This window comes from Streptomyces sp. NPDC096132, from assembly GCF_044763345.1.
In the GTDB taxonomy this organism is placed as follows: Bacteria; Actinomycetota; Actinomycetes; order Streptomycetales; family Streptomycetaceae; genus Streptomyces.
In genome coordinates, this window is record NZ_JBIWGA010000004.1 from 460,773 (window position 1) to 485,565 (window position 24,793).

Consider the following 24,793-nt stretch of genomic DNA (forward strand, 5'->3'; position numbering starts at 1 on the left):
CCCCGACTCCCCTTCCCTGTCTGCTTCACCCCATCAGGTGACGAAAAGACCATTCATCCCGTCGGTGGCCGTACCAGCCCCTTTCCATACGCGTAACGCACCGCCTGCGCGCGGTCCTTGAGCCCTGTCTTGGTGAACAAGTTGTTGATGTGTGTCTTCACCGTCGCCGTGGACACCTGGAGCCTGCGGGCGATCTCCTGGTTGCTGAGGCCCTCGGCGATCAGCGTGAGTACTTCCGTCTCCCGCATGGTGAGCCCGTCCGGCGGAGCAGCGGGCACCGGCGGCTCCGGCTCGGGCGCCGACAGGCGCTCCAGGAGCCGCCGCTGGACGCTGGGTGACAAGCCCGCGTCCCCGGACAGCACACTCTGCACGGCCCGCACGATCTCGTCCCCGCCGGCGTCCTTGGTGAGATACCCCCGTGCCCCCGCCCGCAGCGCCGGGAACAGGGACTCGTCGTCCGCGTAGGTCGTGAGCACCACGACCTGTGTTCCGGGATGCTCGGCCCTGATGCGCCGAGTCGCCTCCACTCCGTCGCAGCGGGGCATGCGCAGGTCCATCAGCACCACGTCCGGGGCGAGCTCTGCGACGAGACGCACCGCCTCCTCACCGTCCCCGGCGGCGCCCACGACCTCGATTCCCGGCAACAGCCCGAGCAGCATCACGATGCCCTCCCGCACGACGGTCTGGTCGTCCGCGACCACCACACTGGCCGGCTTCTGCTCCGCCCCCTCGGTCATACCGGCACCCTCAGCGTCACCACGAACCCTTCGTCGTCCGGCCCGGCATGCAGAGACCCACCCAGCAGTTCGGCGCGCTCCCGCATCCCCAGCAGACCGTACCCGCCGCCGACCTGGGCCAGTTCACCCGGCGAACCTCCCGAGTCCCGTATGTCCAGGGTCACTTCATGCGGGCCGTATTCCAGCCGCACATGAACCTTCGCGCCCGGAGCATGCTTTCGCGTGTTCGTCAGGGCCTCCTGGGCGACTCTGCGCACGGCCTGGGACGCCTCGGCCGGCAGTGCTCTGCGTTCACCCCCGACGGTGACCTCGGCACCGTGGGCCGCCCGCACGAGGTCGGCCAGGAAGTCCTCGAGCGGCGTCAGATCGCCCCGCAGCGCGGACAGCGCCTGCCGGGTCTCGTCGAGGCCGTCGCGGGCCATCCCCCGGGCCGCCACGACCCGTTCGAGGATCTGCTCGCGGTCCGCGCCCCTCTCGATCATCAGTCGGGCGGCTTCCAGGTGCACGAGTTGCGCCGAGAGGCTGTGGGCCAGCACGTCATGGATCTCCCGGGCTATGCGGGCCCGCTCGGCGAGCGCGGCCGACTCCGCCTCGGCGGCCCGCGCCGCGCGCTCCTGGGCGAGCAGCCGCTGAGCGGTGCCCCGGGTCTCGGCGTCCAGGCGCAGCGCGTATCCGGCAAGGGCCATCCCCCCGATGGTGGCGATCGTGCTCAGCCACCCGTCGCCGTTGACCACGGCGAAAGCGGCCAGTCCGACCGATGCGACCGGCAGGGCCGCCGCAACTGGCAGGCGCTCCAGCGCGGTGATGGCGCACCCACACCACAGGACCACGGCCGGGACGCCGAAGCCCGCGGCCTGGGCCCCTCCGGCAAGCCCCAGCAGCAGCACGACGAGCGTCAGCGAGGACCAGAGTCGGTGCTCCAGCGTCGTCTGGAAGAAGGCCCACGCCAACGCGCCCGCCACCAGAATCCCGCCGATCCCGGCGACCGCGACCCATCCGTGGATGCGGCCGTCCTGCAGAGCACTCCACAACAGCGCGCCGAACACCAGCGCCCGAATAGCCCAGGCCAGCAGACGCCTCGGCCGTGAGACCTCCTTGCGGCCCAGAGCCTCCCGCGAGGGCCAGCGGGTCCAGGTGTTCTCCGTCACACGCGCTCCTTCCACGTGGGCCGGGCCACCTGCTCACCGTACGCCGCGCCGTGCACGGGCGTCCGGCCGAGACTCTGCACGCGCCACATCAGGATCGCGGAGCGGACCAGCAGCGTGCTCGCCAGTGCCGGCATCAGGGCCGAGCTGTCCTGGTGGACGCCGAGCGTCGAGCCCAGGGCGAAGAGGCCCACGCGCAGGCCGATGCCTACGATCCAGACGCCCGCACTGGCCTTGGTGCTCCTGCTCCACACCGCGCCGTCCGGCTCCACCCAGACACGGGTGGTCCAGGCCCAGCCGGCCCCCATGGCCAGGCCGACGATCAGTTCCGCGCCGAGGATCAGGGCCGACGCGGTGTGGTGGTGGGCGTCGAGCAGGTCGGGCTCACGCAGCGCTATGACGGCCAGGATCCCCGGCAGGACCCACCACCGCCGGTCCGTGTCGACACGGCTCGCGCGGAACTGCCGCACGATCACCAGCGCGACCACGGCCACGATCACCAGCGCGTCGATCAGCCCGGACATCACAGCCTCCGTGAGCGAGAAGGGGATGCCGACAGCGAGTGCTGCCGACGCCTTCGACGCTACGGATTCGCGCAGGTCAGCGGATCGGAGCCAGGGTGGATCACGGGTGGAACTCTTGAGCTGGGGCGCTCCACCCACGGGTGGAGGACCTGTCGAAGACAGCCCGCCACCACGTCGAAGACGACCCTCTCACCGCTGGCTGCGCACAAGCCGGTGAGGGGCCCGGTCCCCCTCGGAACCGGGCCCCTCACCGCACCGTCCTCCGATCGAAGCCGCGGAAGCCACCGAAGCCGCCGAAGCCGCCGAAACGATCGCCCCGGCCCCCACCGGCACCCCGAGCCCGGACCAAGCCGAGCGCAGCGGCTACGCGTCGATGCGTGACCGGTCCAGCGTCGCCGCCGAGCTGGAGATGAACTCCTTGCGCGGCGCCACGTCGTTGCCCATGAGCAGGTCGAACACCTGCTCAGCCGCCTCCAGGTCGGAGAGGTTGATGCGGCGCAGGGTGCGGTGACGCGGGTCCATCGTCGTCTCGGCCAGCTGGTCGGCGTCCATCTCGCCCAGACCCTTGTAGCGCTGGATGGAGTCCTTGTACCGGACGCCCTTGCTCTGGAACTCCATGAGCTTGTCGCGCAGCTCACGGTCCGAGTAGGTGTACACGTACTTGTCCTGGCCCCGCTTGGGCTGGACGAGTTCGATGCGGTGCAGCGGCGGCACCGCGGCGAACACCCGGCCCGCCTCGACCATGGGCCGCATGTAGCGGTGGAACAGCGTCAGCAGCAGGGTCCGGATGTGGGAGCCGTCCACATCGGCGTCGGTCATCATGATGATCTTGCCGTAGCGGGCCGCGTCGATGTCGAAGGTCCGTCCGGAGCCGGCCCCTATGACCTGGATGATCGCGCCGCACTCGGCGTTCTTCAGCATGTCGGTCACGGACGACTTCTGGACGTTGAGGATCTTGCCCCGGATCGGCAGCAGCGCCTGGAACTCGGAGTTCCGGGCGAGCTTCGCGGTACCGAGCGCGGAGTCACCCTCGACGATGAACAGCTCGCTGCGATCGACGTCGTCGCTGCGGCAGTCGGCGAGCTTCGCGGGCAGCGACGACGACTCCAGGGCCGTCTTCCGGCGCTGCGCGTCCTTGTGCTGGCGAGCCGCGATACGCGTACGGGCGGCGGCGACCGCCTTCTCCATGACCACGCGGGCCTGGGCCGCGGCGTCGCGCTTGGTGGAGGTCAGGAACGCCTTGAGCTCCTTGGAGATCACGGTGTTCACGATGCGCCGGGCCGCCGAGGTGCCCAGCACCTCCTTGGTCTGGCCCTCGAACTGGGGTTCGGCGAGGCGGACGGTGACGACGGCGGTCAGGCCCTCGAGGGCGTCGTCCTTGACGATGTCGTCCTCGGCCACGCGCAGCAGCTTCTTGGCGCGCAGCACCTCGTTCATCGTGCTGGTCACGGCCTGTTCGAAGCCCGCGACGTGAGTGCCGCCCTTGGGGGTGGCGATGATGTTCACGAAGGACTTCAGGGTGGTGTCGTACCCCGTGCCCCAGCGCATCGCGACGTCGACTTCCAGCTCACGGGTGACCTGGGTGGGAGTCATCTGCCCGTGCTCGTCGAGGACCGGGACGGTCTCCCTGAACGTGCCCTGCCCGGTGAAGCGGAGCACGTCGCAGACGGCCTTGTCAGTCGCAAGGTACTCGCAGAACTCGCTGATGCCGCCGTCGAAGCGGAAGGACTCCTCGCCCTTGCTGCCGCCCTCGCCCAGGCCGTACTCGTCGCGGACGACGATGGTCAGGCCCGGCACCAGGAACGCGGTCTGGCGGGCGCGCTGGTGAAGGTTCTCGAGGGAGAGCTTGGCGTCCTTGAGGAAGATCTGGCGGTCGGCCCAGTACCGCACGCGCGTGCCGGTGCGGGTCCTGGCGATCTTCTTGGCCTTGCGCAGTCCGCCCTTGGCCTCGAACTTGGCGTCGGGGCCGTCCGCGGCGAAGGCACCCGGCACACCGCGCCGGAAGCTGATCGCGTGCGTGTGGCCGCCGCGGTCCACCTCCACGTCGAGGCGGGCGGACAGGGCGTTGACGACGGACGCGCCGACGCCGTGCAGACCGCCGGAGGCGGCGTAGGAGCCGCCGCCGAACTTGCCGCCGGCGTGCAGCTTGGTCATGACGACCTCGACACCGGAGAGGCCGGTCTTGGGCTCGACGTCGACGGGGATGCCCCGGCCGTTGTCGCGCACCTCGACCGATGCGTCGTCGTGGAGGATCACCTCGATGTGGTCGCAGTAGCCACCGAGGGCTTCGTCGACGGAGTTGTCGATGATCTCCCACAGGCAGTGCATCAGACCACGACTGTCGGTCGAGCCGATGTACATACCCGGGCGCTTCCGCACGGCCTCGAGGCCCTCGAGGACGAGCAGGTGCCGCGCGGTGTAGTTGGAACCGTCCCGGTCTGCTCCTGCCAGCAGCGCTGTGGACGGCACGGACGTTTCGGCGGTCACGCGGTTCGCTCCTCGCTGAATTTCAGGTGGGGCCCTTCTGGGTAAGGGCGCGGCTTCTTTCGCCGCCAAGAGGGTACCGAGGCCTGGTAGAGCCGTTGTAACGCCACCCTCGTCTGAACTCAGACTAGTCCAGAGTCGCATGCGTGTTCGATCCCTCGTTGGAGTGAAGTACATATCACGTTCCCTTCGAGGCATGAACCATTTAGGCTCCGGGCACGTCCTCATGAACAAACCGGCAACCCAGCCGGGAGGACCAAGCCATGACCGAGAGCGCGAAACCGTAAGCACCACTGAGACGCAATACGGCACATTCGCCGCCAAACCGGCAGCAGACGGCCACCTCGAAGATTTTTTTCGAGGAGAAGCCACAAGCGGGAACGTTTTGGGGCTGGTTGGATGTTGACCCTGGTACGACAGCTCGTCGAGCTAGAGAAGAGGCGACGTGACTACTGTTCTGACCCCCGCGAGCCCGCTGACGGCCGCTGACCGCTGCGACCGCTGCGGCGCCCAGGCGTACGTGCGCGTGGTCCTGCTCAGCGGCGGAGAACTGCTCTTCTGCGCCCACCACGGCCGCAAGTTCGAGCCGGAACTCAAGAAGATCGCCGCTGAGATACAGGACGAGACGGAGCGGCTGACGACCGTTCCCGCAACCGCCTCCGAAGAAGAGCGCTGATCCTGCGCGTCCACGACGAGCCAGAGCCGGCACAGGCCGGTGTGCGGGCGGCGGCCCCTGGAAACAGGGGCCGCCGCCCGTTCTCGTAGCCTCGTGGCCCATGGCCGTGGAACTCCGTCGACGGCGGGGGAGTCGGTTCAGGGGCCCTCAGGGGGCCGTGCCGGCCCCCTGAGGGGCATTGGTCCGGCTCAGCGCCCGGACGATCTCGGAGGCTCGCGTGTAGACCCCTGGGCTCCCCGGCCGCCCGCAGCCGCTGCCCCAGGACACGAGTCCGATCAGACGGCCCTGTGCGACCAGCGGCCCGCCGCTGTCCCCCTGGCAGGCGTCCCGGCCGCCTCGCGCCTCTCCGGCGCACACCATGCTCACGGAGAGGTACTTTCCGTCCGCCGAGCCCGGATACGCCCGCTCGCAGAGCGCGTCCTCCAAGACATGAACGCGAGTGGCCCGCAGGCGACGCGGATAGGAACCGAACCCCGTGGTGTCGCCCCAGCCGGTGATCACGGCGTCCGTCCCGGAGTGATACGCCGCGTCGCCCACCCCGGCCAGACCGATGACGGATGCCGCCGGAAGGGGTTCGGCGAGGGTGAGCACGGCGAAGTCGCCCGCGTTGCTGACACTCTCGTAGCCGGGATTCACCCAGATCTCCCGGACGGCGATCTCCTGGCCCTCGTCCGAATACAGGTCCGTACGGCCCGCGATGACCTTCAGGTCGCGTGCCTGGTCCGGCGGTGCCCCGAGGACGTCCTTGGCCATGCAGTGGGCCGCCGTGAGCACGGTGGTGGGGCCCACCGCCACACCGCCGCAGAACTGTCCCGACCGCATACGCCCGAACCGGTCACGGCTGGACAGCGCGACCGTCCACGGGCTCTGCGCGGCTTCGATGGGGAATCCGCCCAGGACGACGTCGGAGGCCGCAGGAGCGGCGGACAGCAACGGTATGGCCACCGCCGCGGCCGCCAGAGCCAACGGCCGGGCCACTGCCCGGACAAAGCGACGACGCATACACACTCCTCACTCCGAAGTGATCGATGAACACCCAGAGTGATTCAGCGCGCGACGCCCCGCACCCGCGCGCTCACGCCGAAGGCCCGGCTCCCCGAGGGGGAAACCGGGCCTTCGGCGTCGTAGCCACGACCTGGTCGCGCGACCTCGATCTAGTCGAGGTAGTCGCGCAGGACCTGCGAACGCGACGGGTGGCGCAGCTTCGACATGGTCTTGGACTCGATCTGACGGATGCGCTCGCGCGTCACGCCGTACACCTTGCCGATCTCGTCGAGGGTCTTCGGCTGACCGTCGGTGAGACCGAAGCGCATCGAGACGACGCCCGCCTCGCGCTCGGACAGGGTGTCGAGCACCGAGTGCAGCTGCTCCTGCAGCAGCGTGAAGCTGACCGCGTCGGCCGGGACCACGGCCTCGGAGTCCTCGATGAGGTCACCGAACTCGCTGTCGCCGTCCTCGCCCAGCGGGGTGTGCAGCGAGATGGGCTCACGGCCGTACTTCTGGACCTCGATGACCTTCTCCGGGGTCATGTCGAGTTCCTTGGCCAGCTCCTCCGGGGTGGGCTCGCGGCCCAGGTCCTGGAGCATCTGGCGCTGCACGCGCGCGAGCTTGTTGATGACCTCGACCATGTGCACCGGGATACGGATGGTGCGGGCCTGGTCGGCCATGGCGCGGGTGATCGCCTGACGGATCCACCAGGTGGCGTACGTGGAGAACTTGTAGCCCTTGGTGTAGTCGAACTTCTCGACCGCGCGGATCAGACCGAGGTTGCCCTCCTGGATGAGGTCCAGGAAGAGCATGCCGCGGCCGGTGTAGCGCTTGGCCAGGGAGACCACCAGACGGAGGTTGGCCTCCAGGAGGTGGTTCTTGGCGCGGCGGCCGTCCTCGGCGATGATCTCCAGCTCGCGCTTGAGCTTGGGGGCGAGCTTGTCGGCGTTGGCCAGCTTGTCCTCGGCGAACAGACCCGCCTCGATGCGCTTGGCGAGCTCGACCTCCTGCTCGGCGTTGAGCAGGGGGACCTTGCCGATCTGCTTGAGGTAGTCCTTGACCGGGTCGGCGGTGGCGCCGGCGGCCGCGACCTGCTGGGCGGGCGCGTCGTCCTCGTCCTCGTCGGACAGCACGAAGCCCGCGCTCTCGGCGCCCTCGGGCTCGTCACCGGCCTTGGGGGCCTCCTCGAGGACCTCGTCCTCGAGCAGCTCGGCGTCGTCCTTCTTGGCGGTGGTCTTCTTGGCCGCCGCGGCCGTCTTCTTGGTCGCGACGGTCTTCTTCGCGACCGCCTTCTTGGCAGTCGTGGTCTTCTTGGCAGCCGCCTTCTTGGCGGGGGCGGCTTCCTCTGCGGGGTCGTCCACAGCGGGCGCGGCCGGGGCGGCGGGGGTGGTGGCGGTGGCCTTCCTCGTGGTCACCGTCTTCGCCGCGACCGTCTTGGTGGCGGTGCGCTTGGCCGGACTCTTCGCTGCGACGCTCTTTCGGGTGCGCTTGGGCTCCGCGGCACTGACCATCAGCGTCACACCCTCTTCCTCGAGGATCTGGTTGAGGCTGCGCAGTACGTTCTTCCACTGAGTGGCCGGAATCTGGTCAGCTTCGAAGGCCCGACGCACATCGTCGCCGGCGATCTGCCCCTCAGCCTTTCCCCGCTCAATGAGCGCCATGACAGAGACGGACTCGGCGATCTCCGGCGGGAGCGTACGGGATGTGCTGGCCGACACGAACAACCTCTCGGAACGTTGGAAAACGGCTTCCGGCCCCGTCCACGACGGACAGGAGCCGACCACCGGCCTGGGGTGGGCCGACGGCGCGGGCGGGGGGCCGGGAAGATGCACAGCGCCTGAAACGGCGTCCGTATTCCCTCCGCGGCTGTCACCTCTTAGGTCATCGCGTTGTTTCCACAAGCGTTACGCCCAATCTTCGTGGCCCGAGTCACACCCCGTAAGCACTCAAAAACGGTCAGACGCGGGCAGAGGTGGTCACCCGTAGTACGTACCCAGGCTGCCCCATTCCACCCCGGTCCATGTCGCACCGCAGGACCCCGCAGGCCCCGCGAGGGGTCCTGCGGGGTCCGACGGAGGGGCGGGGAGTCGGCCGGGGATGACGCAGGAGGAAGGGACATCCCGGGCCGCACACCCGCAGCGTGCGGTCAGTGCTCGCGCGGCGCCGGCACGACGCGCTCCACCTCGGGGTGAACGGTGAGCAGCTGGCGCATGGCCGCCTCGGCCGCGCCGCCGTCGCCCGCGGCCAGGGCGTCGACGATCCTGCCGTGGTGCGCCAGCGACGCCTCGTTCGGCCGGTCACAGCCCGTGACAGGGCCACCCGAGACCTGGAGAGCCGCCGAGACGATCCCGGAAAGGTGCTCCAGCATGCGGTTGCCGGCGACCTGGATGAGCAGCGTGTGGAACTCCGCGTCGGCCCGGGAGTAGGTGAGCGCGTCGCCCTGCCCCATGGCGTGCCCCATGATCTCGACCATGTCGCCCAGCCGCTGCTGGATGTCGTCCCGCCCGTGCCCCGCGGCGAGGCGGGCGGCGAGCGGCTCGATCGTCCAGCGCAGCTCGCTCAGCTCGCGCCGCTGGTCGTCGCGCTGCGGACCGAAGGCCCGCCACTCGATGATGTCCGGGTCGAGGAGGTTCCAGTCGCTCACGGGACGCACGCGCGTGCCGACGTTCGGCCGGGCGCTGACCAGACCCTTGGCCTCCAGGACGCGAAGCGACTCACGGACGACGGTACGGGAGACCTCGAAGCGCTGGCCGATCTCCTCGGGCACCAGTGGACGGTCGGCGCCCAGGTCACCCGAGACGATCATCTGGCCCAGCTGCTGGACGAGTTGGCCGTGCAGTCCGCGCCCGCGGCTGCCCGCGGCACGTCGGCCCACGCGGCCCAGCTCGGGGTCCGCGCCCTCCCAGACGGGGGCTCCCACGCGGTCGGCGGCGGGGGCCTCGGCGTAGGGGTAGCGGTCGAGTTCGCCCGGGCCGGCCAGACCGGAGTCGGCGGAGCGGGCGGCGGTCATCATGGTGTGCGCAAGGGTACTCACGGATCCTTTGTCGGCGCCGCCTCCAACTCCCTTGAGGTCTTTGGTGAAAAGCACACGAAAGGGTGATCGCTCACCCCGTCGCAATTGACGCCTTATCGGAAAGAAATGGGCGTTCTCCGGGGAGTTGTGCACACGCCAGGACAGGATGGGTACGCAACGGTCGTCATCGAACCCTGCTCCGCAGGGTCATCAGCAGGTACGCACACAGCAGAACGGCCAGCGACAACGCCAGTGCCCCGCCCACGGGTTGGGCGATCACGCGCACCGCGGCGAACAGATAGCGCTCTCCCCCGAAGGGCCACTGGACGAGCAGCACCTCACGCAACCGTAGCGAGATGCCGGCGGCCGTCCGCACGGACGCGTTCTCCGCGGCCTTTTGTGCGAGGGGCACGACGACGACCGGTACGGCGAGCACGGCCGCGAGTCCGGCTGTGGTCGACCGGAAGATCCCCGCGGCCAGCACGCCGGCCCACGCACAGCCGACCACGAGCGCGAGCCAACTCGCGCTCAGCGCAGCCCACTCCGCGGGAACCTGTGCGAGCTCCTGTCCGTAGAGGAGATAGAGCACTTCGGCGTCGCAGCCGACGGTGAGGAAGGCCAGCATCAGCGCGGTGAGCCCGGCGACGAGGAGCTTGGCGGTGAGCAGCCCGAGCCTGCGGGGCACGGTGCCGCGGTCGGCGGCCAGGGCGGGGTGGCGGAACTCGTCTCCGAAGGCCAGCGCACCGAGCAGTCCCGCACCGAGCGCCGCCGGCGGCAGTGGCAGCTCCACGGGCCACGCGGTCAGCAGCCGCGTCTGCGAGGTGTGACCCGTGCGAGCCAGGAGTACGGCGATGACGGCGGAGGAGAGGAGTACGGCGGCACCGGTGAAGAAGCTGGTGCCGATTCCGGCGGCGCGGCGGAGTTCGTAGCGCAGGGGACGGAGGGGACTGGGGGCGGAACGTACGGAGATGGGGGGCGGCAGGGCGGACAGGGAGTCGAGGTTTCGGGGCATGGCGGGGAACTGCGATGCCGGGGAGCCGGAGGCGGCTCGCCCCGCACCCCGGGCGGCTCGGCCGAACCTCACGCGCCTGCCCATGGTGTGGCCGTCGGGTTCGGCGACCGGCTCGGGGAGGGTCAGCTGCTCGGCCACCGCCAGGGACAGAGGCAGGCGGACCGGCTTGGTCGGGGTGAGGAGGTCCTCGGGAGGCAGTGACTCGGTCAGGGGCTTGGACGCGTCGGCCGTGGACTGTGTGGCCGCGGGCTGAACGCCGTTCTCCTCCTGTACGACGTCGGAGTCCTCCGGGCGGGAGGGCCGCGGCTCGGGAACGTCGGCCGGGTTGCCCTCACCGGCCTCGACCGGGTTCCCCTCACGGGCCTCGGCCGGGGAGACCGACTCCCGCCCTCCCCCGGGCTGCGTCCGTCCCGGAGTCTCGGTTCCCGCCCCCGGGCCCATGTCCCCTGTCTCGTCGGCGAGTTGGTGGACCAGGATGCCGTTCCGGAACGCCGTCTCGCCGACCTCGGCGCACGTACTGCCGTACACGCAGAGCCGGTTGCCGTCCTCCTGGACGACCTCGACGGAGCGCTGTCCGGTGCGTGCTTCCTTGGTGAGCAGGGTGGCCAGGCGGACGGCGTGCGGGCTACGGACGGCCACGCGGGGGCGCAGCCGGGTGCGGGCGAAGTCGGTGGCGTCCTGGTCGGCGACGAGTCTGCCCTTTTCCAGGGTGACGACCCGGTCGGCCGTGCGGGCGGCTTCCTTGGGGTCGGCCGTGGTCATCAGAACCGTGCCGCCGTGGGCCGCGTGCGCGCGCAGCATGCCGTGCAGCCAACGGTATTCGCGGCCGGCGAGGCCCTCGGCCGGTTCGTCGAGCATGAGGGTGTGCGGGTCCGCGAGGAGGGCGCAGGCCAGGCCGAGCCGCCGGTCCATGCCGCGGGATAGGGTGCCGAGGCGTTCGTCCCGCAGGCTGATCAGACCGACCACCTCCAGGACTTCGTCGGCGCGCCGGACCGGAACACCGGCGGCCGCACACAGCATGCGCAGATGACCGCGGACGGTTCGGGCGGGATGCCCCGGCACATCGCCGAGGAGCACGCCGACTTCCCGTGAGGGATGGGCGATGCGGTGCAGGGGGCGGCCTCTGAAGTAGGTGAGACCACGGCCCTGTTGGAGTTCGAGCATGAGTCTCAGCGCTGTGCTCTTGCCCGCGCCCGGCGCTCCGAGCAGCGCGGTGACGCGGCCCGCGCGTGCCTCGAAGGACACGTCGTCGACGGCGGGCGGAAGCTCCTTGCGGGAGTCGCTGGTCAATCCGAAGGCCTGGATCACCCGTAGCAAGATAGCGCGCTATGTCCGGTTTTTCCGGTCACAGCACGGCCGACGGGGCGGGCGAGCCTGGTCGGCGGACCGGCACGATCGGCATCTCCGTCCCTGTCCCGACTCGCCAGTAGGCCCGACTCCCCTTGCCGGGTCGGCAGTTGCGGCGGGCTCGCGTCACACTTCGGGCCGCAGCATCGGCGGGTTGAGCAGCGTCGCGCCGCCGGCGCGGAAGAGTTGGGCGGGGCGGCCGCCCTGACGTGTGGTGGTGCCGCCGGTGGGGACCAGGAAGCCGGGGGTGCCCGTCACCTTGCGGTGGAAGTTGCGCGGGTCGAGGGCCACGCCCCATACCGCCTCGTAGACCCGGCGCAGCTCGCCGACCGTGAATTCGGTGGGGCAGAACGCGGTCGCCAGCGACGAGTACTCGATCTTGGAGCGGGCGCGCTCCACCCCGTCCGCGAGGATCTGGGCGTGATCGAAGGCGAGGGGCGCGACGGGTTCGCCGTCACGGCCGTAGCCGCCCTGCTGCAGCAGTTCCTCGACCGGCGCCCAACGCGCGTTGCTGGCGTCGCCGCCGGCGCGCGGGGCGGGCAGGTCCGGGGCGAGCGCGAGGTGGGCGACGCTGACGACGCGCATCCTGGGGTCCCGCTTGGGGTCGCCGTACGTGGCGAGCTGTTCCAGGTGGGCGCCGTTGTCCTGGACCGGGGTGGCCGGGTCGTGGGCGCGCAGTCCCGTCTCCTCGGCCAGCTCCCTCGCCGCCGCCTGGGAGAGGTCCTCGTCGGCCCGTACGAAGCCGCCCGGGAGCGCCCACCGCCCCTGGAACGGCGGCTCGCCCCGGCGCACCGCCAACGCGCACAGGGCATGGCGGCGCACGGTCAGCACGACCAGGTCCACTGTGACGGCAAAGGGCGGAAAGGCTGACGGGTCGTAGGGCATGCGGCGATCATAGTCGTCTTCCTGACGATAAACACACCCTTCGCCGGACGCATCGATGGCTGATCCACGTCGGCTGGGCACCATGGTCACCGGTCGGCCCCGGCCCCGGGCCGGTTCCCCGTCGTCCGAGGTCACACACCCAATTGCAGTCCGTCGACAGCTTCCTCGACCATGGCGAGACCGAGTCGGCTGACCCGTACGGAGAAGGGGCCGCCCGCCACCCGCAGTCCGGTCAGCCCGATCTCTCCCAGAGGCGCGCTGTGCAGGGGGCGCAGGGTGACTGTCCCGGCCGGCGCGTCGGGACGGATGCCTGCCGGAGTGGTCAGCAGCAGGACCCCGGCGGCAGCCGAGGTGGCGGCGGGGCGGCAGGCAGCCGGATGGGGCAGGGGAGCGCTGCCTTCAGTGCGCTGTTCCCCTGCGTACATCTCCGGAAGGCGGTGGCCGAAGGCCTCGGCCGCCGCCAGTGCTCCGCGCAGCAGGGCTCCGGCCTCCTTCTCGTAGCCCGCCGTGGCCAGGCCCGCCACGGCGATGGCCGTCTCGTGGACCCGCACGGCTCCGCTGCGATGCCCGAACGGGTTGTAGCCCGCCTCCTTCGCGCTCATGCCTCGCAGGCCCCAGCCGGAGTCCATGACGGGGCTGCCGAGCAGCCGGGCCAGGCTCTCGGTCTGCACCTTGTCGAGCAGGCCGGGAGCCGGTGCACCGCCGCCCAGCAGGCCGGTGTCGAGCAGGTGGACGGCTGTCGTGCCGAGGTGGGGCACCGGCCGCCCTTCCGGGGTCAGGGCGGCCGGGGGGCGGCCGCCGCCTCGGTCGTCGAGCCAGAAGTCCCGCCGGAAGACGGCCCGCAGTCTCCGCGCCCACTCCCGCAGCCACTCGGCGTCGGCGCTCGCTCTGCCGCAGGCGTCGAGCAGGTCGGCGCCGAGCAGTGCCGCCCGGTGGGCGTGGGCCTGGGTCTCGCAGCGGACGGGCCCGCTGGGCTGGGGGTCGCGGAGATAGGTGCCCTCCCCCACAGCGGTCCGCAGCCAGGTCAGACAGCGTTCGGCGGTCGGCAGCAGTTCCTCCGTGTCCTGCTCGGACAGCCCCCAGCGGCGGGCCTCCGCGAGGAGGACCGGGAAGAGCAGCGTGGCTTCCGTGCCGGTGCAGCCAGGCGGCAGGTGGGCGCCCGCGTCCCGCCGCGGGCCGGGGATCATGCCGTGGCGCGGGCCCTGGTGGGAGATCTGGGTATGGGCGAGCGTGCGCAGGGTGCCCGCGGCGAGCCGGGTACCGAGAGGCAGTGTCATGCGCGCGGCGGCAAGCGCCTCGGCCGGTGCCAATCCGCAGCGCCACGGTGCCCCCGCCGCGAGGTGGGTGTCCGTGGGATGGGCGGGGTCGCGCACCAGCAGGGCCTGGAGATCCTCGACGCTCGCGGCCATGAGCGTCGCCACACGGGGGTCGTCACCCGTCGCACGAGCGTGCGCCAGAGGGCTCGTGGCCGCGCGGCCGACGGCACGGACCGGGCCCGCGCCCTCCAGGCGGACCTTCAGTTCGATACAGACGCTGCCACCGGGAGGCAGCTCGAAGTCCCAGCGCAGGAGTCCCGCGGAGGCGATCGCGTCGGCCGGCGGTGGGTCGGCGGTGACACATGAGGTTCCTGCGGCGCAGGACCAGCGCAGGCCGGAGTCGCCGACACTGGCGGGTAGTTCGGGGCCCACGGCCCCGGACGCGATCGCCCCGATGTCGGACAGGTCCGTGCCGAGGGCCACCTCGACCGGGAGACGCAGGGGGCGCGTGGCGGCGCTGCGCAGTGTGATCCGCTCCGTGCCGTCGGCGCAGCGGGTCCACTCGACGACGACGTCCGGGTCCGGGCCGCCGTGCGGTGTGACACGCAGGGTGGCGGTGAAGCGCGCCCGGTCGGACGAGATCATCCGTGCCTGCACCACGAGCGGTTCTCGTCCGGCCACCCGCACCTGGCAGCGCGACAGGATGCGTCGGCCCGCCCGGTAGAAGCCGTCCAGTCCGCGCCCGGTCAGCTGTCCCTGTTCGGTCGAGATGGCGAGGCCCGGCAGGGCGACACAGATCATCGCGGTGTGCGCGGGCGGCAGATCGCCGGAACTCCGGGGTGCCTGCGGCGTGGCCGGGGCCGTGCCCGTGGGCGGGCGCGAAGACGGGCGGCGCGGTGGGCCGATGGGAGGGAAGGTGGACGGGCCACGGGCGCCTTGGTCGGCGGAGGTGCGCCCGCTGCCCTCCGAGGCGGGAGGGGGCGAGGTCCGCCGGGTGTCCCCGAGGCTCGCGGTTCCTCGAGGCCCTGGCCCGTCCGGGTGCGACTGGCCGGGAGCCGTTCCGTGGAGCGGCTCCGGGCTGCCGGGGCTGGTGCGTTCGTTGGCGGCGGAGGGCGGAGTCGGCTGATGCATGCGGTGACTTCTTCTGCTCTCTGTGCGCCTCGGACAGGGGCGAGGCCGGTGACGGGCTCCGGCGACGCGGGTGCGTTGTGGCGGTAGGCCCCGTGCGGACTTCCGCCACTCAGGTGAACGGGACCGGACTCCCCCGGGTCACGCCCTTGAGGGACGGCCCCACCGATTGGCGGTGCCGGTTCGGCGCGCCTCCCATGGCCGCCCACAGCCGGTCACGAGACAGAACAAACCTCCTTCGAACCGCACGCCATCGGCGGCCGGCGTCACGAAGGCACCCCGTTCACGGCTCACCCCTTCTCCTTGGCGTCGCCGGTGTCGGCCCGCACGCCTTCGGGCCGGTTGCCGCGACGCCGCGCGGAGGACTTCGGGGCGGTGCGAGGGCGTGATCCGCCCCTGCTCGCGGTGGCGGGACGGATAGAGGGCGTACGAGCGGGTCGTGCACGGCCGCCGTTGGTCTCGGATGCGCTCCTCCCGTCACCGGGGCCGACGGGATCGCCCGCTACTCGCCTGTGCGGCGCGCATGCCTCGCGTCCTTCGCGTTCGGAGCGCAGACAGCGACGTACCGATTCCGGGTCGAGCCCTTCGTTGCAGGCCTGGTGCAACAGACGGGCGAACAGGTAGTCGGGGTCCGCGCCCAAAGCCATGGCGAGGGCCTCCCGGGCCTCGAGTTCGTCGCCGCTGGACCAGGCGACCCAGCCGGCGAGAGTCAGAGGGGCCGCCGCGTGTTCGCCGTACGGACCGACGCAACGGCGGGCGAGCGCCCGCCAGAGGCGCAGGGCGGGCGCCGCCTCGTCGCCCTCCATCCACTCCGCCGCGCGGTCGCGCGTCACCCGGTCCTGGAGGCCGAGGATCAAAGTGGCGGCCTCGTCGCATCCGAGCAGTTCGTCGTCCCTGCGGTCGGCCATGAGGTTCCCGGACACGACGGGCGCCTCGGTGAAGCGCCGCAGGACCCGTCCGGCCAGCTCGACCGTCTCCTCGGCGACCACCGCTCGGTTCGCCGCGTCGAGAATCCTCGGGACCAGCGCCATGCCGGCCGTGTCCAGGGCGACTTCCTGCTCCGGCACGACGCCCGTCTCCAGGGGCAGCAACCGGGCCCGCAGCTCGCGCAGGGTGCCCCGGACCTGGATTCCGGCGTAGGTCGCGGCCGCGGCCAGCACGGAGGTTCCGGGCAGGCCCATCGGTGTCCCGTCAGCTGGGCAGCAGCCGACGCGTGCGCAGCAGTACGACCAGAAACGGCCGTCGGAGATGCACAACGCCTCGATGACCGGGGCGTCGAGCTTCCCGCACGCAAGACGCAGGGAGTGGGCCAAGGGCCGCAGCCGCTCCATGACCTCGCGGCCCGTCTCGCCCTCCGCCGGATCCTGGCAGAGGTAGGCGACCATCTGCGCGGGCGGGGCGCCTCGGCGTGCGCCTCCCTTCACGAGGCCCTCCGCCAGCTGCCGGGCGACGGCCTCCCAGTCGCCGGGATGCGCGGGAATGCCGAGCCTGGCCCTGCCACCGAACCGGCCCCGCCCGCCCCGGTCACTCAGGGCGACCAGCACGATGCTGTCCTCCGGCCGGTATCCGAGCAGGTAGGGCAGGGCGTCGGCGAGCTCGCCCGGGGTGCGCAGGGTGACCTGGTGGGCGGCGGAATCTCCGTCGGACGGGTAGGGCATGTTCGCGTCGTAGGGCATGTGACTGACGTACGCCGTGGGTCCGTCGTACGGGTGGTCGTCGCCGTGGACGGGTGTGTCGCTGTAGGCGGATGCCTCGCCATACGTGGACGCGTCCCCGTATGTGGATGCCTCGCTCCACCCGCTCGCGTCCCTGCACACAGGCGCATCGCTCGAGGCAGTGGCGTCGCTGTGGTCAATCGCGTCACCGTACTCGGGCGCTTGGCCATGAGTAGGCAGGCCGTCGCAGGACGCGGTTCCTTCGAGCCCGTCGCGCCCTGCGCGGCCATCGAGCCCTGCGCGGCCGTCGAGCCCGTCACGTCCGGGGATGTCGCCGTTTGCGGAGGAGCCGGTCGTTTCGCTGTGGTTCGTCATGCGCCGACGATCTCGCGGATTGCGAGGCTCCGCTTTGCCCTGTGGATAAGTCCGAGCAGGGACACGCCAACCAGAGGCAACCGGATCCCGACCGGACCCGGTTTGTCAGCGCCGTCCTGTTGTATGGGACCCATGGAGCACACGAGCAACGCGGATCTCCGGACGGACGCCGACACCGTACTCGCCCGCCTCGTCGGCGACGCCGACGGCAAGGCCCGGCTGCGGGAGGACCAGTGGCGGGCCATCGAGGCGCTGGTCGCCGACCGGCGCCGGGCCCTGGTCGTGCAGCGGACGGGCTGGGGCAAGTCGGCGGTCTACTTCGTGGCGACCTCGCTGCTGCGGGCCCGTGGTTCGGGTCCCACCGTGATCGTCTCCCCGCTGCTCGCCCTGATGCGCAACCAGGTCGAGGCCGCGGCCCGGGCCGGTATTCACGCACGGACCATCAACTCCTCGAACACGGAGGAGTGGGAGACCGTCCAGGCCGAGATCGCCGCCGGCGAGGTCGATGTCCTGCTGGTCAGTCCGGAGCGGCTGAACAACCCTGACTTCCGCGACCAGGTACTGCCCGAACTGGCCGCCGCGACCGGACTGCTCGTGGTCGACGAGGCGCACTGCATCTCCGACTGGGGCCACGACTTCCGGCCGGACTACCGCCGGCTGCGGACGATGCTCGCCGACCTCCCTCCCGGCGTTCCGGTGCTCGCGACGACCGCGACGGCCAACGCGCGCGTCACCGCCGACGTCGCCGAACAGCTCGGCACGGGCGGCATGTCGGACGCCTTGGTGCTGCGTGGCCCGCTGGACCGGGAGAGCCTCAGCCTGAGCGTGCTGCGGCTGCCCGACGCCGCGCACCGGATGGCCTGGCTCGCCGACCACCTCGACGAACTGCCCGGCTCCGGAATCGTCTACACGCTCACCGTGGCCGCCGCCGAGGAGGTCACCGCCTTCCTGCGGCAGCGCGGGCACGTCGTCGCCTCGTACACGGGCCGGACGGAGAACGCCGAGCGGCAGCAGGCCGAGGAGGACCTGCTGGCCAACAAGGTCAAGGCCCTGGTCGCCACCTCCGCGCTCGGGATGGGTTTCGACAAGCCCGACCTGGGTTTCGTCGTGCACCTCGGCTCGCCCTCCTCCCCCATCGCGTACTACCAGCAGGTGGGCCGCGCCGGCCGCGGCGTCGAGCACGCGGAGGTGCTCCTGCTGCCGGGCAAGGAGGACGAGGCGATCTGGCAGTACTTCGCCTCGCTGGCCTTCCCGTCCGAGGACCTGGTACGCCGCACGCTGGACGTCCTCGCGCATGCGGAGAGGCCCCTGTCGCTGCCCGCGCTGGAGCCGCTCGTCGAACTGCGCCGCTCCCGCCTGGAGATCATGCTGAAGGTCCTGGACGTGGACGGCGCGGTGCGGCGGGTCAAGGGCGGTTGGACCGCGACCGGTCGGCCGTGGTCGTACGAGACCGAGCGCTACGACTGGGTGGCACGGCAGCGCAAGGCCGAGCAGGAGGCGATGCGTGAGTACGCGTCGACGACCGACTGCCGGATGGAGTTCCTGCAGCGACAGCTCGACGACGACGGCGCCAAGCCGTGCGGACGGTGCGACAACTGCGCGGGGGCTCGCTATGCCGCCGAGACGTCCACGGTCGCGCTGGACGCCGCACGCGTGGACCTGGGCCGTGCGGGGGTGGAGGTTGAGCCGCGCCGGATGTGGCCGACCGGTCTCCCATCGATCGGGATGGCGCTCAAGGGACGGATTCCGGCGGGTGAACAGGCGGAGTCCGGACGGGCCTTGGGGCGACTCTCGGACATCGGCTGGGGCAATCGGCTCCGTCCGATGCTCACCGCCCAGGCCCCTGACGGTCCGGTACCGGACGATGTCGCCAAGGCGGTCGTGGGTGTACTGGCCGACTGGGCGAAGGGGCCCGGTGGTTGGGCTTCGGGGGCGGCCGACGCCGGGCCGCGCCCGGTGGGGGTGGTCACCCTCGCCTCCCGTACGCGGCCGCGGCTCATCCACTCGCTGGGCGCGCGCATCGCCGAGGTCGGCCGGCTGCCGCTGCTGGGGACGGTGGAGTACACCGCCGACGCCGCACCGGTCTCCCGGAGCAACAGCGCCCAACGCCTCAAGGCTCTCGACGGCCTGCTGGAGGTGCCACCCGCGCTGGCTTCCGCGCTGGCCGAGGCTTCGGGGCCCGTCCTGCTCGTGGACGACTACACCGAAACGGGCTGGACCCTCGCGGTCGCGGCACGGATGCTTCGACGCTCGGGGGCTCAGAGAGTGCTGCCTCTGGTGCTGGCTGTACAAGGGTGATCACGGACCGAGTGCGGAGGGGGCATGCGCTGCCGTCCCATGCGTCCGCCCGCGAATCACGGGGTAGGGATATATGACACACACCGCCATATAACGGTCGGTGGCCCCAATTGCTCGTTGCCGCATCCAAGTTCGACAGGAAGAATTGAGGTCCGCTCCCCGCACGGCTCGCCCGTAGTCCGGTAGGGCTCTGCTGCGGCGTGCGCTCCCCCGAATCCGACCCGCCCGCAGTGTGGGCCGTAGCCGAAGGGAGGATCGTGACCCTCGGATTCGCTCCGTCTTCGGCAGCATCGTTGTCGTCGTCCACGTCCGCCGCTTCCACCAATCGCTTGCTCGAACCCGCCGAGTGGTCCGCGGCCGGCATCCCTCTGCTGCGCAACCCGCGTGAAGTGGTCAGCGGGCTGCACTCACGGCACCGGCCCGCGCCGGCCACCGCGATCGTGGCCGTGCTCGATCCGGACGAACGGGTACGGGCCAGCGCGTCGTTCACCCGGCGCCAGGCACCGGCCGACGGCTGGATGTTCCGCAACGCACTGCTCGCCCAGCTGCGCCGGGTCATCCCGCACGACCTGCGGCGGCGCACACCGGTGCGGACCGCCGTGCTGCTGTACTGCCGTGACGGCGACGCGCGTTGGACGGAGGAGGACGGGGCGTGGATGTGGGGCCTGCGTGACGCCTGCACGCTGCACGGACTGCGCTGCGGGGCGTACATCACGCTGACCCAGGACGGGTGGCAGGTGCTCGGAGAGGGGCGCGGAGGCCGCCGCCCCAACACGGATTCCGCTCCGGAGCCCTTCGGTCTGTCCGAAGCGCCGCCCCCGCTGCCGCGGACCGGCGGCGCGGTCTCTGAGGTTCTGCGTCGCGCGGCCGCCCGCTGAACGACTGCAGCGGGGTCCGACGGTCCCAGGACCGTGTTCTATGGCCGGCCACGCCGCACAGCAGCCGGAAGGCGTCGCCGGGACGCTGAACCGTAGGACGGGGGCAACCCTCTGGGTGCTGACGAGCATCGTCGCGGGGCGTACCGAACCGCCCGCGACGACCCGGCCACCAGGGCATGCGGCGTGGGCGCGATGCGACCACCCCACGGCATGTGCGGGGCACGCCGCCGGGCGACGGCACTCATGGCCGACGGCAGCACCTCGCAGCGCTGCCGTCGGTCGACCGACCCGGGCGTCTGTCACGCCAGGCCGGTGCCGGGGCGGACTGTCCGTCCACCGAGCCCCACGGGACTGGCTGGACGGCTCCGGGTACGCCGAGGCGCGCGCCGAGACTTCCGTCGTCCGCGCGCGCTGAACCACACCGTGGAGGTGCCGCGACAGCGACTCCTCCCCGGCCCGGTACCTCTTGGCCGACCGGGGTCGGCTCAGACGCCCGCGCCCAGCACCGCGTTGATCTGCTGCGGGTCTCCGCAGACGATCAGCAGGGCACCGGCCCGAGCGTGGGCCAGAGGCATGGCGGTGGCGGCGGCCGTGTCGGGACCACCGTTGACGGCGACCACGACGACGGGGCGGACGGCCGCCCGGTCCGCGGCGGCGGCATCGGCGTAGAAGACGTCGTCCCCGGCGTCGTGCTGCGCCCAGTAGGACGCCTCGCCGAAGGACAGTTCATGGGCGGCCCAGGGGTGCTGTTCACCGGTGGTGAGCACCAGCACCTCACCGGGGGCGCGCCCGGTGTCCAGGAGCAGGTCCACGGCCTCTTCGGCGGCGTCCAGCGCGCCCTCGGCCGAGGCCGGGATCAGCTGGATCTGGGGAGTCGCCGAGGCGGACGCGGGAGCGGCCGGGGCGGAGGGCCCGGGCTTGGGGGCGACGTCACGCGGGGTGCGCTGCACCGGCGGCGTGGGCCGGAGGGGTCCGGGACGACCGGGACGCGACGGAGCCGCGGGACGGGGTCCGGGTACGGGTCGAGGGGTCGGCGCTGTGCGGCCGCTGGCCGAAGTGGCGCGGGGACCCTGGGCACTCTCGTGAATCTGAGGCTCCTCGGGAATGAGAGGCATGAGCTGTTATTTATCAAACGTTGGTGCGGCTCGCGCCAGTGGGTGGCACATCAGTGCGAGCGGAATCGTCAGAAGTCGAAGCCGAGCTGCCCCTCGATCTCCGGAACGGTTCCGTCCGCCCAGCTGCGGGCCTTCTTGAGATGCCGCCACTGGGGCAGCGCATCAAGATACGCCCACGACAACCGGTGGTACGGGGTGGGGCCCCGTACTTCCAGTGCGGCCTTGTGCACGGGCGACGGATACCCGGCATTGTCCGCAAAACCGAAGTCTGCATGGTCGACACCCAGTTCGGCCATCATTTTGTCGCGCTGAACCTTGGCGATCACCGAGGCCGCCGCGACCGCCACGCACGAGCGGTCACCCTTGATCACCGTGCGAACCTTCCACGGGGTGCCGAGATAGTCGTGCTTCCCGTCGAGGATCACCGCGTCGGGGCGGACCGGCAGCATCTCCAGCGCCCGCCCGGCCGCGAGCCGCAGTGCGGCGGTCATCCCCAGGTCGTCGATCTCCTCCGGGGAGGCGTGCCCCAGGGCGTACGCCGTCACCCACGTCTGCAGTACCTCGGCCAGCGCGGTGCGCCGCTTGAGAGTGAGCAGCTTCGAGTCGGTGAGACCTACGGGAGGGCGGCGCAGTCCGGTGACCGCCGCGCAGACGGTGACGGGACCGGCCCACGCACCGCGGCCCACCTCGTCGACACCGGCAATGACCTTCGCTCCGGTCGTGGCGCGGAGGGAGCGCTCGACGGTGTGGGTGGGTGGTTCGTACGGCATGGCGCCCTTAGCGTACGCCGCCGGGATCCCCTCGCGACACCCCGGTTCGGTGCGACCGCCCGTCCACCGGCGGCGCCCCCCTCCGGACCCCCGTCAGGGGGCGTCCGGGCGGAGCAACGGAAGCATGAGCCGGTCGATCATCTCTTCGAGATCCCGATCATTCCATTCGCTTGCGCACACCTTGGATCGGTACATCATCATGGCCGGGATGGCGTCGAAGACATAACTGTTCGCCGCTCCGGGTCGCACCTCTCCCCTCTCAATTCCGCGACTGATGACCTCATGCAGCATCCTGACGGCCGGCTCCACGACCCCCTGCACGATCAGGCCCTGGAAGCGTTCCGACTGCGATTGATCGCATTCGTGAATGATCGCTCGCAATGCGAAGCCGGGGCGCGAGAACATCGCGTCGCGTGCCGTGCGGCACAGCGCCACGAGGTCTTCGCGCACGCTCCCGAGGTCGGGTGCCGCATCCATCCGGGGCAGCCCGGCACTCAAGGCGTCCGCGACGAGATCCTCCTTGGACGGCCAGCGGCGGTAGACGGCCGCCTTCCCGGTCTGGGCCCCGGCGGCGACACCCTCCATCGTGAGGCCGTTCCAACCGACGGTGCCCAACTGTTCCAGCGCGGCGTCGAGGATCGCGCGTTCGAGCACGGCGCCGCGCCGGCGAGGGGAGGCCGTCCGAGCGGGGGCGGCCGTCCAGCCCGAAGTAACCATCTGAGTGTCTCCAGCGAGCAGAAGGGGCGGGGAGTTCGAAGCGGAGCGGGGGCCGCTGCGGCAGCAGAGGGGGACGTGCCGACAGACAGCCCGCAAAGTGAACGCTTGCGTTCACTACTGGGGACTCACTACCGTTGACGCGAGAGTGAACGCGAGCGTTCACTAAAGCAGTTGTGGGGGACCCATAGTGACAACCTCTCAGTTGATTCAGAACCAGAAACCGGGTGCGGCCCGCCAGGAGGGGCACCCCGGCATCGCGCTCACCGTCATCGCGGCCTGCCAACTCATGGTGGTACTCGACGCGACGATTGTGAACATCGCACTCCCGCACATTCAAGACGCTCTGAAGTTCAGCACCACCGACCTCACCTGGGTGGTCAGCGCCTACACACTCACGTTCGGCGGGCTGCTGCTGCTCGGTGCCCGTGCCGGTGACATCCTCGGCCGGCGCCGGGTGTTCATGACCGGAATCCTGCTCTTCACCTTCGCCTCGCTGCTGGGCGGACTGGCTCAGGAGCCCTGGCAGTTGCTGGCGGCCCGGGCTCTGCAGGGCATGGGAGGCGCCATAGCCTCGCCCACGTCGCTGGCGCTCATCACCACCACGTTTCCCGAAGGCCCGGAACGCAACCGGGCCTTCGGTGTCTTCGCCGCCGTCTCCGCGGGTGGCGGCGCCATCGGCCTGCTCGCGGGCGGCATGCTCACCGAATGGCTCGACTGGCGCTGGGTGCTGTTCGTCAACGTGCCCATCGGTGTACTCATCGCCGCCCTCACGCCGATCTACATCGGCGAGTCCGAGCGGCACCCCGGGCGCTTCGACATCGCGGGTGCCGTGACCTCGACGGCGGGCATGGCCTCCCTGGTCTATGCCTTCATCCGGGCCGCCGAGGAAGGCTGGCGGGACGGGCTGACCGTCGGGGCGTTCGCCATCGCCCTGGTCCTGCTGATCGCCTTCGTGTTCACGGAGATGCGTGCCAAGGAGCCGATCACTCCCCTGAAGATGTTCACCGATCGCAACCGCTCCGGCACGTACGTGATCATGCTGAGCCTGGCCGCGGCGATGTTCGGCATGTTCTTCTACATCGTCCTCTTCGTGCAGAACGTGCTGGGCTACAGCCCGATCAAGGCGGGGCTCGCCTTCCTCCCCGTCACGGCCGCGATCGCGGTCGGCGCGGGTCTGTCGCAGCGCTTCCTGCCCGTCCTGGGACCGAAGCCGTTCATGCTCGCGGGGTCCACGCTGGTGGTGACCGGCCTCGCCTGGCAGACGTTCATCAGTCCGGACAGCTCCTACGCGGGCGGGGTGCTCGGCCCGATGCTGGTGTTCGGCTTCGGTATGGGCCTGAACTTCGTGACGGCGACGGTCACCGCGGTCTCCGGTGTCGCACCCCACGAGGCGGGCGCCGCGTCCGGCCTGCTCAACGCCACACAGCAGGTGGGAGGTTCGCTCGGCCTCTCCATCCTGACCACGGTCTTCGGCTCGGCCAGCAAGGACGAGGCGGAGAAGCAGCTGCCGAAGTTCCTCGCCGACGGATCGGCCGAGCAGAAGGCCGAGTTCGCCAAGACACACCAGCTGCCCGCCCCGTGGGGGCACGAGGTCCTCGCCCACGGCATCTCCACCGCCTTCGTGCCGGCCGCCGCGATGGCCGGACTGGCCCTGGTCACGGCCTGGTTCGTGATCCGCGTCCGCAAGAGCGATCTGGACGCCCTGGCCGGGACGGCGGGGCCCATGGCGGGCTGACCCGCGCGGATGGCCGGGACTCGCCCCGAGGACAACCGGCGGGGACGACGACCCGG

The 24,793-nt window shown here is 71.0% G+C and carries 18 protein-coding genes; 4 read left to right on the forward strand and 14 right to left on the reverse strand.

Features of this window, described 5'->3' with window-relative positions:
* Nucleotides 1-53: 53 nt before the first annotated feature.
* From ACIRF9_RS12665 to ACIRF9_RS12680, 4 genes are all read right to left on the reverse strand, one after another.
* Nucleotides 54-737, reverse strand: a complete 684-nt coding sequence (locus tag ACIRF9_RS12665) for a response regulator (RefSeq protein WP_403819725.1) — start codon at nt 735-737, stop codon at nt 54-56.
* Entirely contained in the window at nt 734-1,885 is a 1,152-nt protein-coding gene (locus tag ACIRF9_RS12670; RefSeq protein WP_403819727.1) for a sensor histidine kinase, read from the reverse strand. The genes ACIRF9_RS12665 and ACIRF9_RS12670 overlap by 4 nt, the downstream gene beginning before the upstream one ends.
* Nucleotides 1,882-2,406: a DUF1453 domain-containing protein gene (locus ACIRF9_RS12675; protein ID WP_403819729.1), complete on the reverse strand. Its 525-nt coding sequence runs from the start codon at nt 2,404-2,406 to the stop codon at nt 1,882-1,884. Before ACIRF9_RS12675 ends, ACIRF9_RS12670 begins: the two co-directional genes overlap by 4 nt.
* Before the next feature lie 363 nt (nt 2,407-2,769).
* A complete protein-coding gene (locus ACIRF9_RS12680; protein ID WP_403819731.1) occupies nt 2,770-4,893 on the reverse strand; it encodes a type IIA DNA topoisomerase subunit B in 2,124 nt (707 codons plus the stop codon).
* A gap of 442 nt (nt 4,894-5,335) precedes the next feature.
* Here ACIRF9_RS12680 and ACIRF9_RS12685 point away from each other — a divergent pair, with 442 nt between their 5' ends.
* A complete protein-coding gene (locus tag ACIRF9_RS12685) occupies nt 5,336-5,566 on the forward strand; it encodes a hypothetical protein (RefSeq protein ID WP_242764899.1) in 231 nt (76 codons plus the stop codon).
* Between the two features lie 147 nt (nt 5,567-5,713).
* On the opposite strand, the gene ACIRF9_RS12690 is transcribed toward ACIRF9_RS12685, so the two are convergent.
* The 7 genes from ACIRF9_RS12690 to ACIRF9_RS12720 form a co-directional block, all read right to left on the reverse strand.
* Nucleotides 5,714-6,568, reverse strand: coding sequence for a serine protease (locus ACIRF9_RS12690; protein WP_403819733.1), 855 nt, complete (start codon nt 6,566-6,568; stop codon nt 5,714-5,716).
* A 152-nt stretch (nt 6,569-6,720) separates the two neighbouring features.
* Nucleotides 6,721-8,271, reverse strand: coding sequence for an RNA polymerase sigma factor (locus ACIRF9_RS12695; protein ID WP_403819735.1), 1,551 nt, complete (start codon nt 8,269-8,271; stop codon nt 6,721-6,723).
* A 428-nt stretch (nt 8,272-8,699) separates the two neighbouring features.
* Nucleotides 8,700-9,587: a FadR/GntR family transcriptional regulator gene (locus ACIRF9_RS12700; protein ID WP_403819737.1), complete on the reverse strand. Its 888-nt coding sequence runs from the start codon at nt 9,585-9,587 to the stop codon at nt 8,700-8,702.
* A 163-nt stretch (nt 9,588-9,750) separates the two neighbouring features.
* Nucleotides 9,751-11,886 (reverse strand): ATP-binding cassette domain-containing protein, encoded by a 2,136-nt coding sequence (locus ACIRF9_RS12705; RefSeq protein ID WP_403819738.1) that lies wholly within the window; start codon nt 11,884-11,886, stop codon nt 9,751-9,753.
* 165 nt (nt 11,887-12,051) lie between these two features.
* Complete coding sequence (locus ACIRF9_RS12710; RefSeq protein WP_403819740.1) at nt 12,052-12,810, reverse strand: NUDIX domain-containing protein; 759 nt, start codon at nt 12,808-12,810, stop codon at nt 12,052-12,054.
* Between the two features lie 131 nt (nt 12,811-12,941).
* Entirely contained in the window at nt 12,942-14,867 is a 1,926-nt protein-coding gene (locus ACIRF9_RS12715; RefSeq protein ID WP_403819925.1) for a glycogen debranching N-terminal domain-containing protein, read from the reverse strand.
* Between the two features lie 617 nt (nt 14,868-15,484).
* Nucleotides 15,485-16,870: a DUF4192 domain-containing protein gene (locus ACIRF9_RS12720; RefSeq protein ID WP_403819742.1), complete on the reverse strand. Its 1,386-nt coding sequence runs from the start codon at nt 16,868-16,870 to the stop codon at nt 15,485-15,487.
* A 486-nt stretch (nt 16,871-17,356) separates the two neighbouring features.
* Here ACIRF9_RS12720 and ACIRF9_RS12725 point away from each other — a divergent pair, with 486 nt between their 5' ends.
* Both ACIRF9_RS12725 and ACIRF9_RS12730 read left to right on the forward strand, forming a co-directional pair.
* Complete coding sequence (locus ACIRF9_RS12725; RefSeq protein ID WP_403819744.1) at nt 17,357-19,522, forward strand: RecQ family ATP-dependent DNA helicase; 2,166 nt, start codon at nt 17,357-17,359, stop codon at nt 19,520-19,522.
* A 257-nt stretch (nt 19,523-19,779) separates the two neighbouring features.
* Complete coding sequence (locus tag ACIRF9_RS12730) at nt 19,780-20,400, forward strand: hypothetical protein (protein ID WP_403819746.1); 621 nt, start codon at nt 19,780-19,782, stop codon at nt 20,398-20,400.
* A 485-nt stretch (nt 20,401-20,885) separates the two neighbouring features.
* Here the strand turns inward: ACIRF9_RS12730 and ACIRF9_RS12735 are convergent, their stop codons facing one another.
* The 3 genes from ACIRF9_RS12735 to ACIRF9_RS12745 form a co-directional block, all read right to left on the reverse strand.
* The gene (locus ACIRF9_RS12735; RefSeq protein WP_403819747.1) at nt 20,886-21,515 is read right to left on the reverse strand and encodes a hypothetical protein; all 630 of its coding nucleotides are present in this window, start codon (nt 21,513-21,515) and stop codon (nt 20,886-20,888) included.
* Between the two features lie 68 nt (nt 21,516-21,583).
* Nucleotides 21,584-22,285: a ribonuclease HII gene (locus tag ACIRF9_RS12740; protein ID WP_403819749.1), complete on the reverse strand. Its 702-nt coding sequence runs from the start codon at nt 22,283-22,285 to the stop codon at nt 21,584-21,586.
* A gap of 93 nt (nt 22,286-22,378) precedes the next feature.
* A complete protein-coding gene (locus ACIRF9_RS12745; protein WP_403819751.1) occupies nt 22,379-23,002 on the reverse strand; it encodes a TetR/AcrR family transcriptional regulator in 624 nt (207 codons plus the stop codon).
* A gap of 187 nt (nt 23,003-23,189) precedes the next feature.
* On the opposite strand from ACIRF9_RS12745, the gene ACIRF9_RS12750 reads away from it, so the two are divergent.
* Entirely contained in the window at nt 23,190-24,737 is a 1,548-nt protein-coding gene (locus tag ACIRF9_RS12750; protein ID WP_403819752.1) for an MFS transporter, read from the forward strand.
* Nucleotides 24,738-24,793: the final 56 nt, after the last annotated feature.

Bases quoted from the DNA above. Each gene is read 5' to 3' on its own strand.
- ACIRF9_RS12745 (WP_403819751.1), bottom strand. From the start codon at position 23,002: ATGGTTACTTCGGGCTGGACGGCCGCCCCCGCTCGGACGGCCTCCCCT.
- ACIRF9_RS12735 (WP_403819747.1), bottom strand. From the start codon at position 21,515: ATGCCTCTCATTCCCGAGGAGCCTCAGATTCACGAGAGTGCCCAGGGT.
- ACIRF9_RS12665 (WP_403819725.1), bottom strand. From the start codon at position 737: ATGACCGAGGGGGCGGAGCAGAAGCCGGCCAGTGTGGTGGTCGCGGAC.
- ACIRF9_RS12690 (WP_403819733.1), bottom strand. From the start codon at position 6,568: ATGCGTCGTCGCTTTGTCCGGGCAGTGGCCCGGCCGTTGGCTCTGGCG.
- ACIRF9_RS12715 (WP_403819925.1), bottom strand. From the start codon at position 14,867: ATGATCTGTGTCGCCCTGCCGGGCCTCGCCATCTCGACCGAACAGGGA.
- ACIRF9_RS12740 (WP_403819749.1), bottom strand. From the start codon at position 22,285: ATGCCGTACGAACCACCCACCCACACCGTCGAGCGCTCCCTCCGCGCC.
- ACIRF9_RS12720 (WP_403819742.1), bottom strand. From the start codon at position 16,870: ATGCCCTACGACGCGAACATGCCCTACCCGTCCGACGGAGATTCCGCC.
- ACIRF9_RS12675 (WP_403819729.1), bottom strand. From the start codon at position 2,406: ATGTCCGGGCTGATCGACGCGCTGGTGATCGTGGCCGTGGTCGCGCTG.
- ACIRF9_RS12725 (WP_403819744.1), top strand. From the start codon at position 17,357: ATGGAGCACACGAGCAACGCGGATCTCCGGACGGACGCCGACACCGTA.
- ACIRF9_RS12710 (WP_403819740.1), bottom strand. From the start codon at position 12,810: ATGCCCTACGACCCGTCAGCCTTTCCGCCCTTTGCCGTCACAGTGGAC.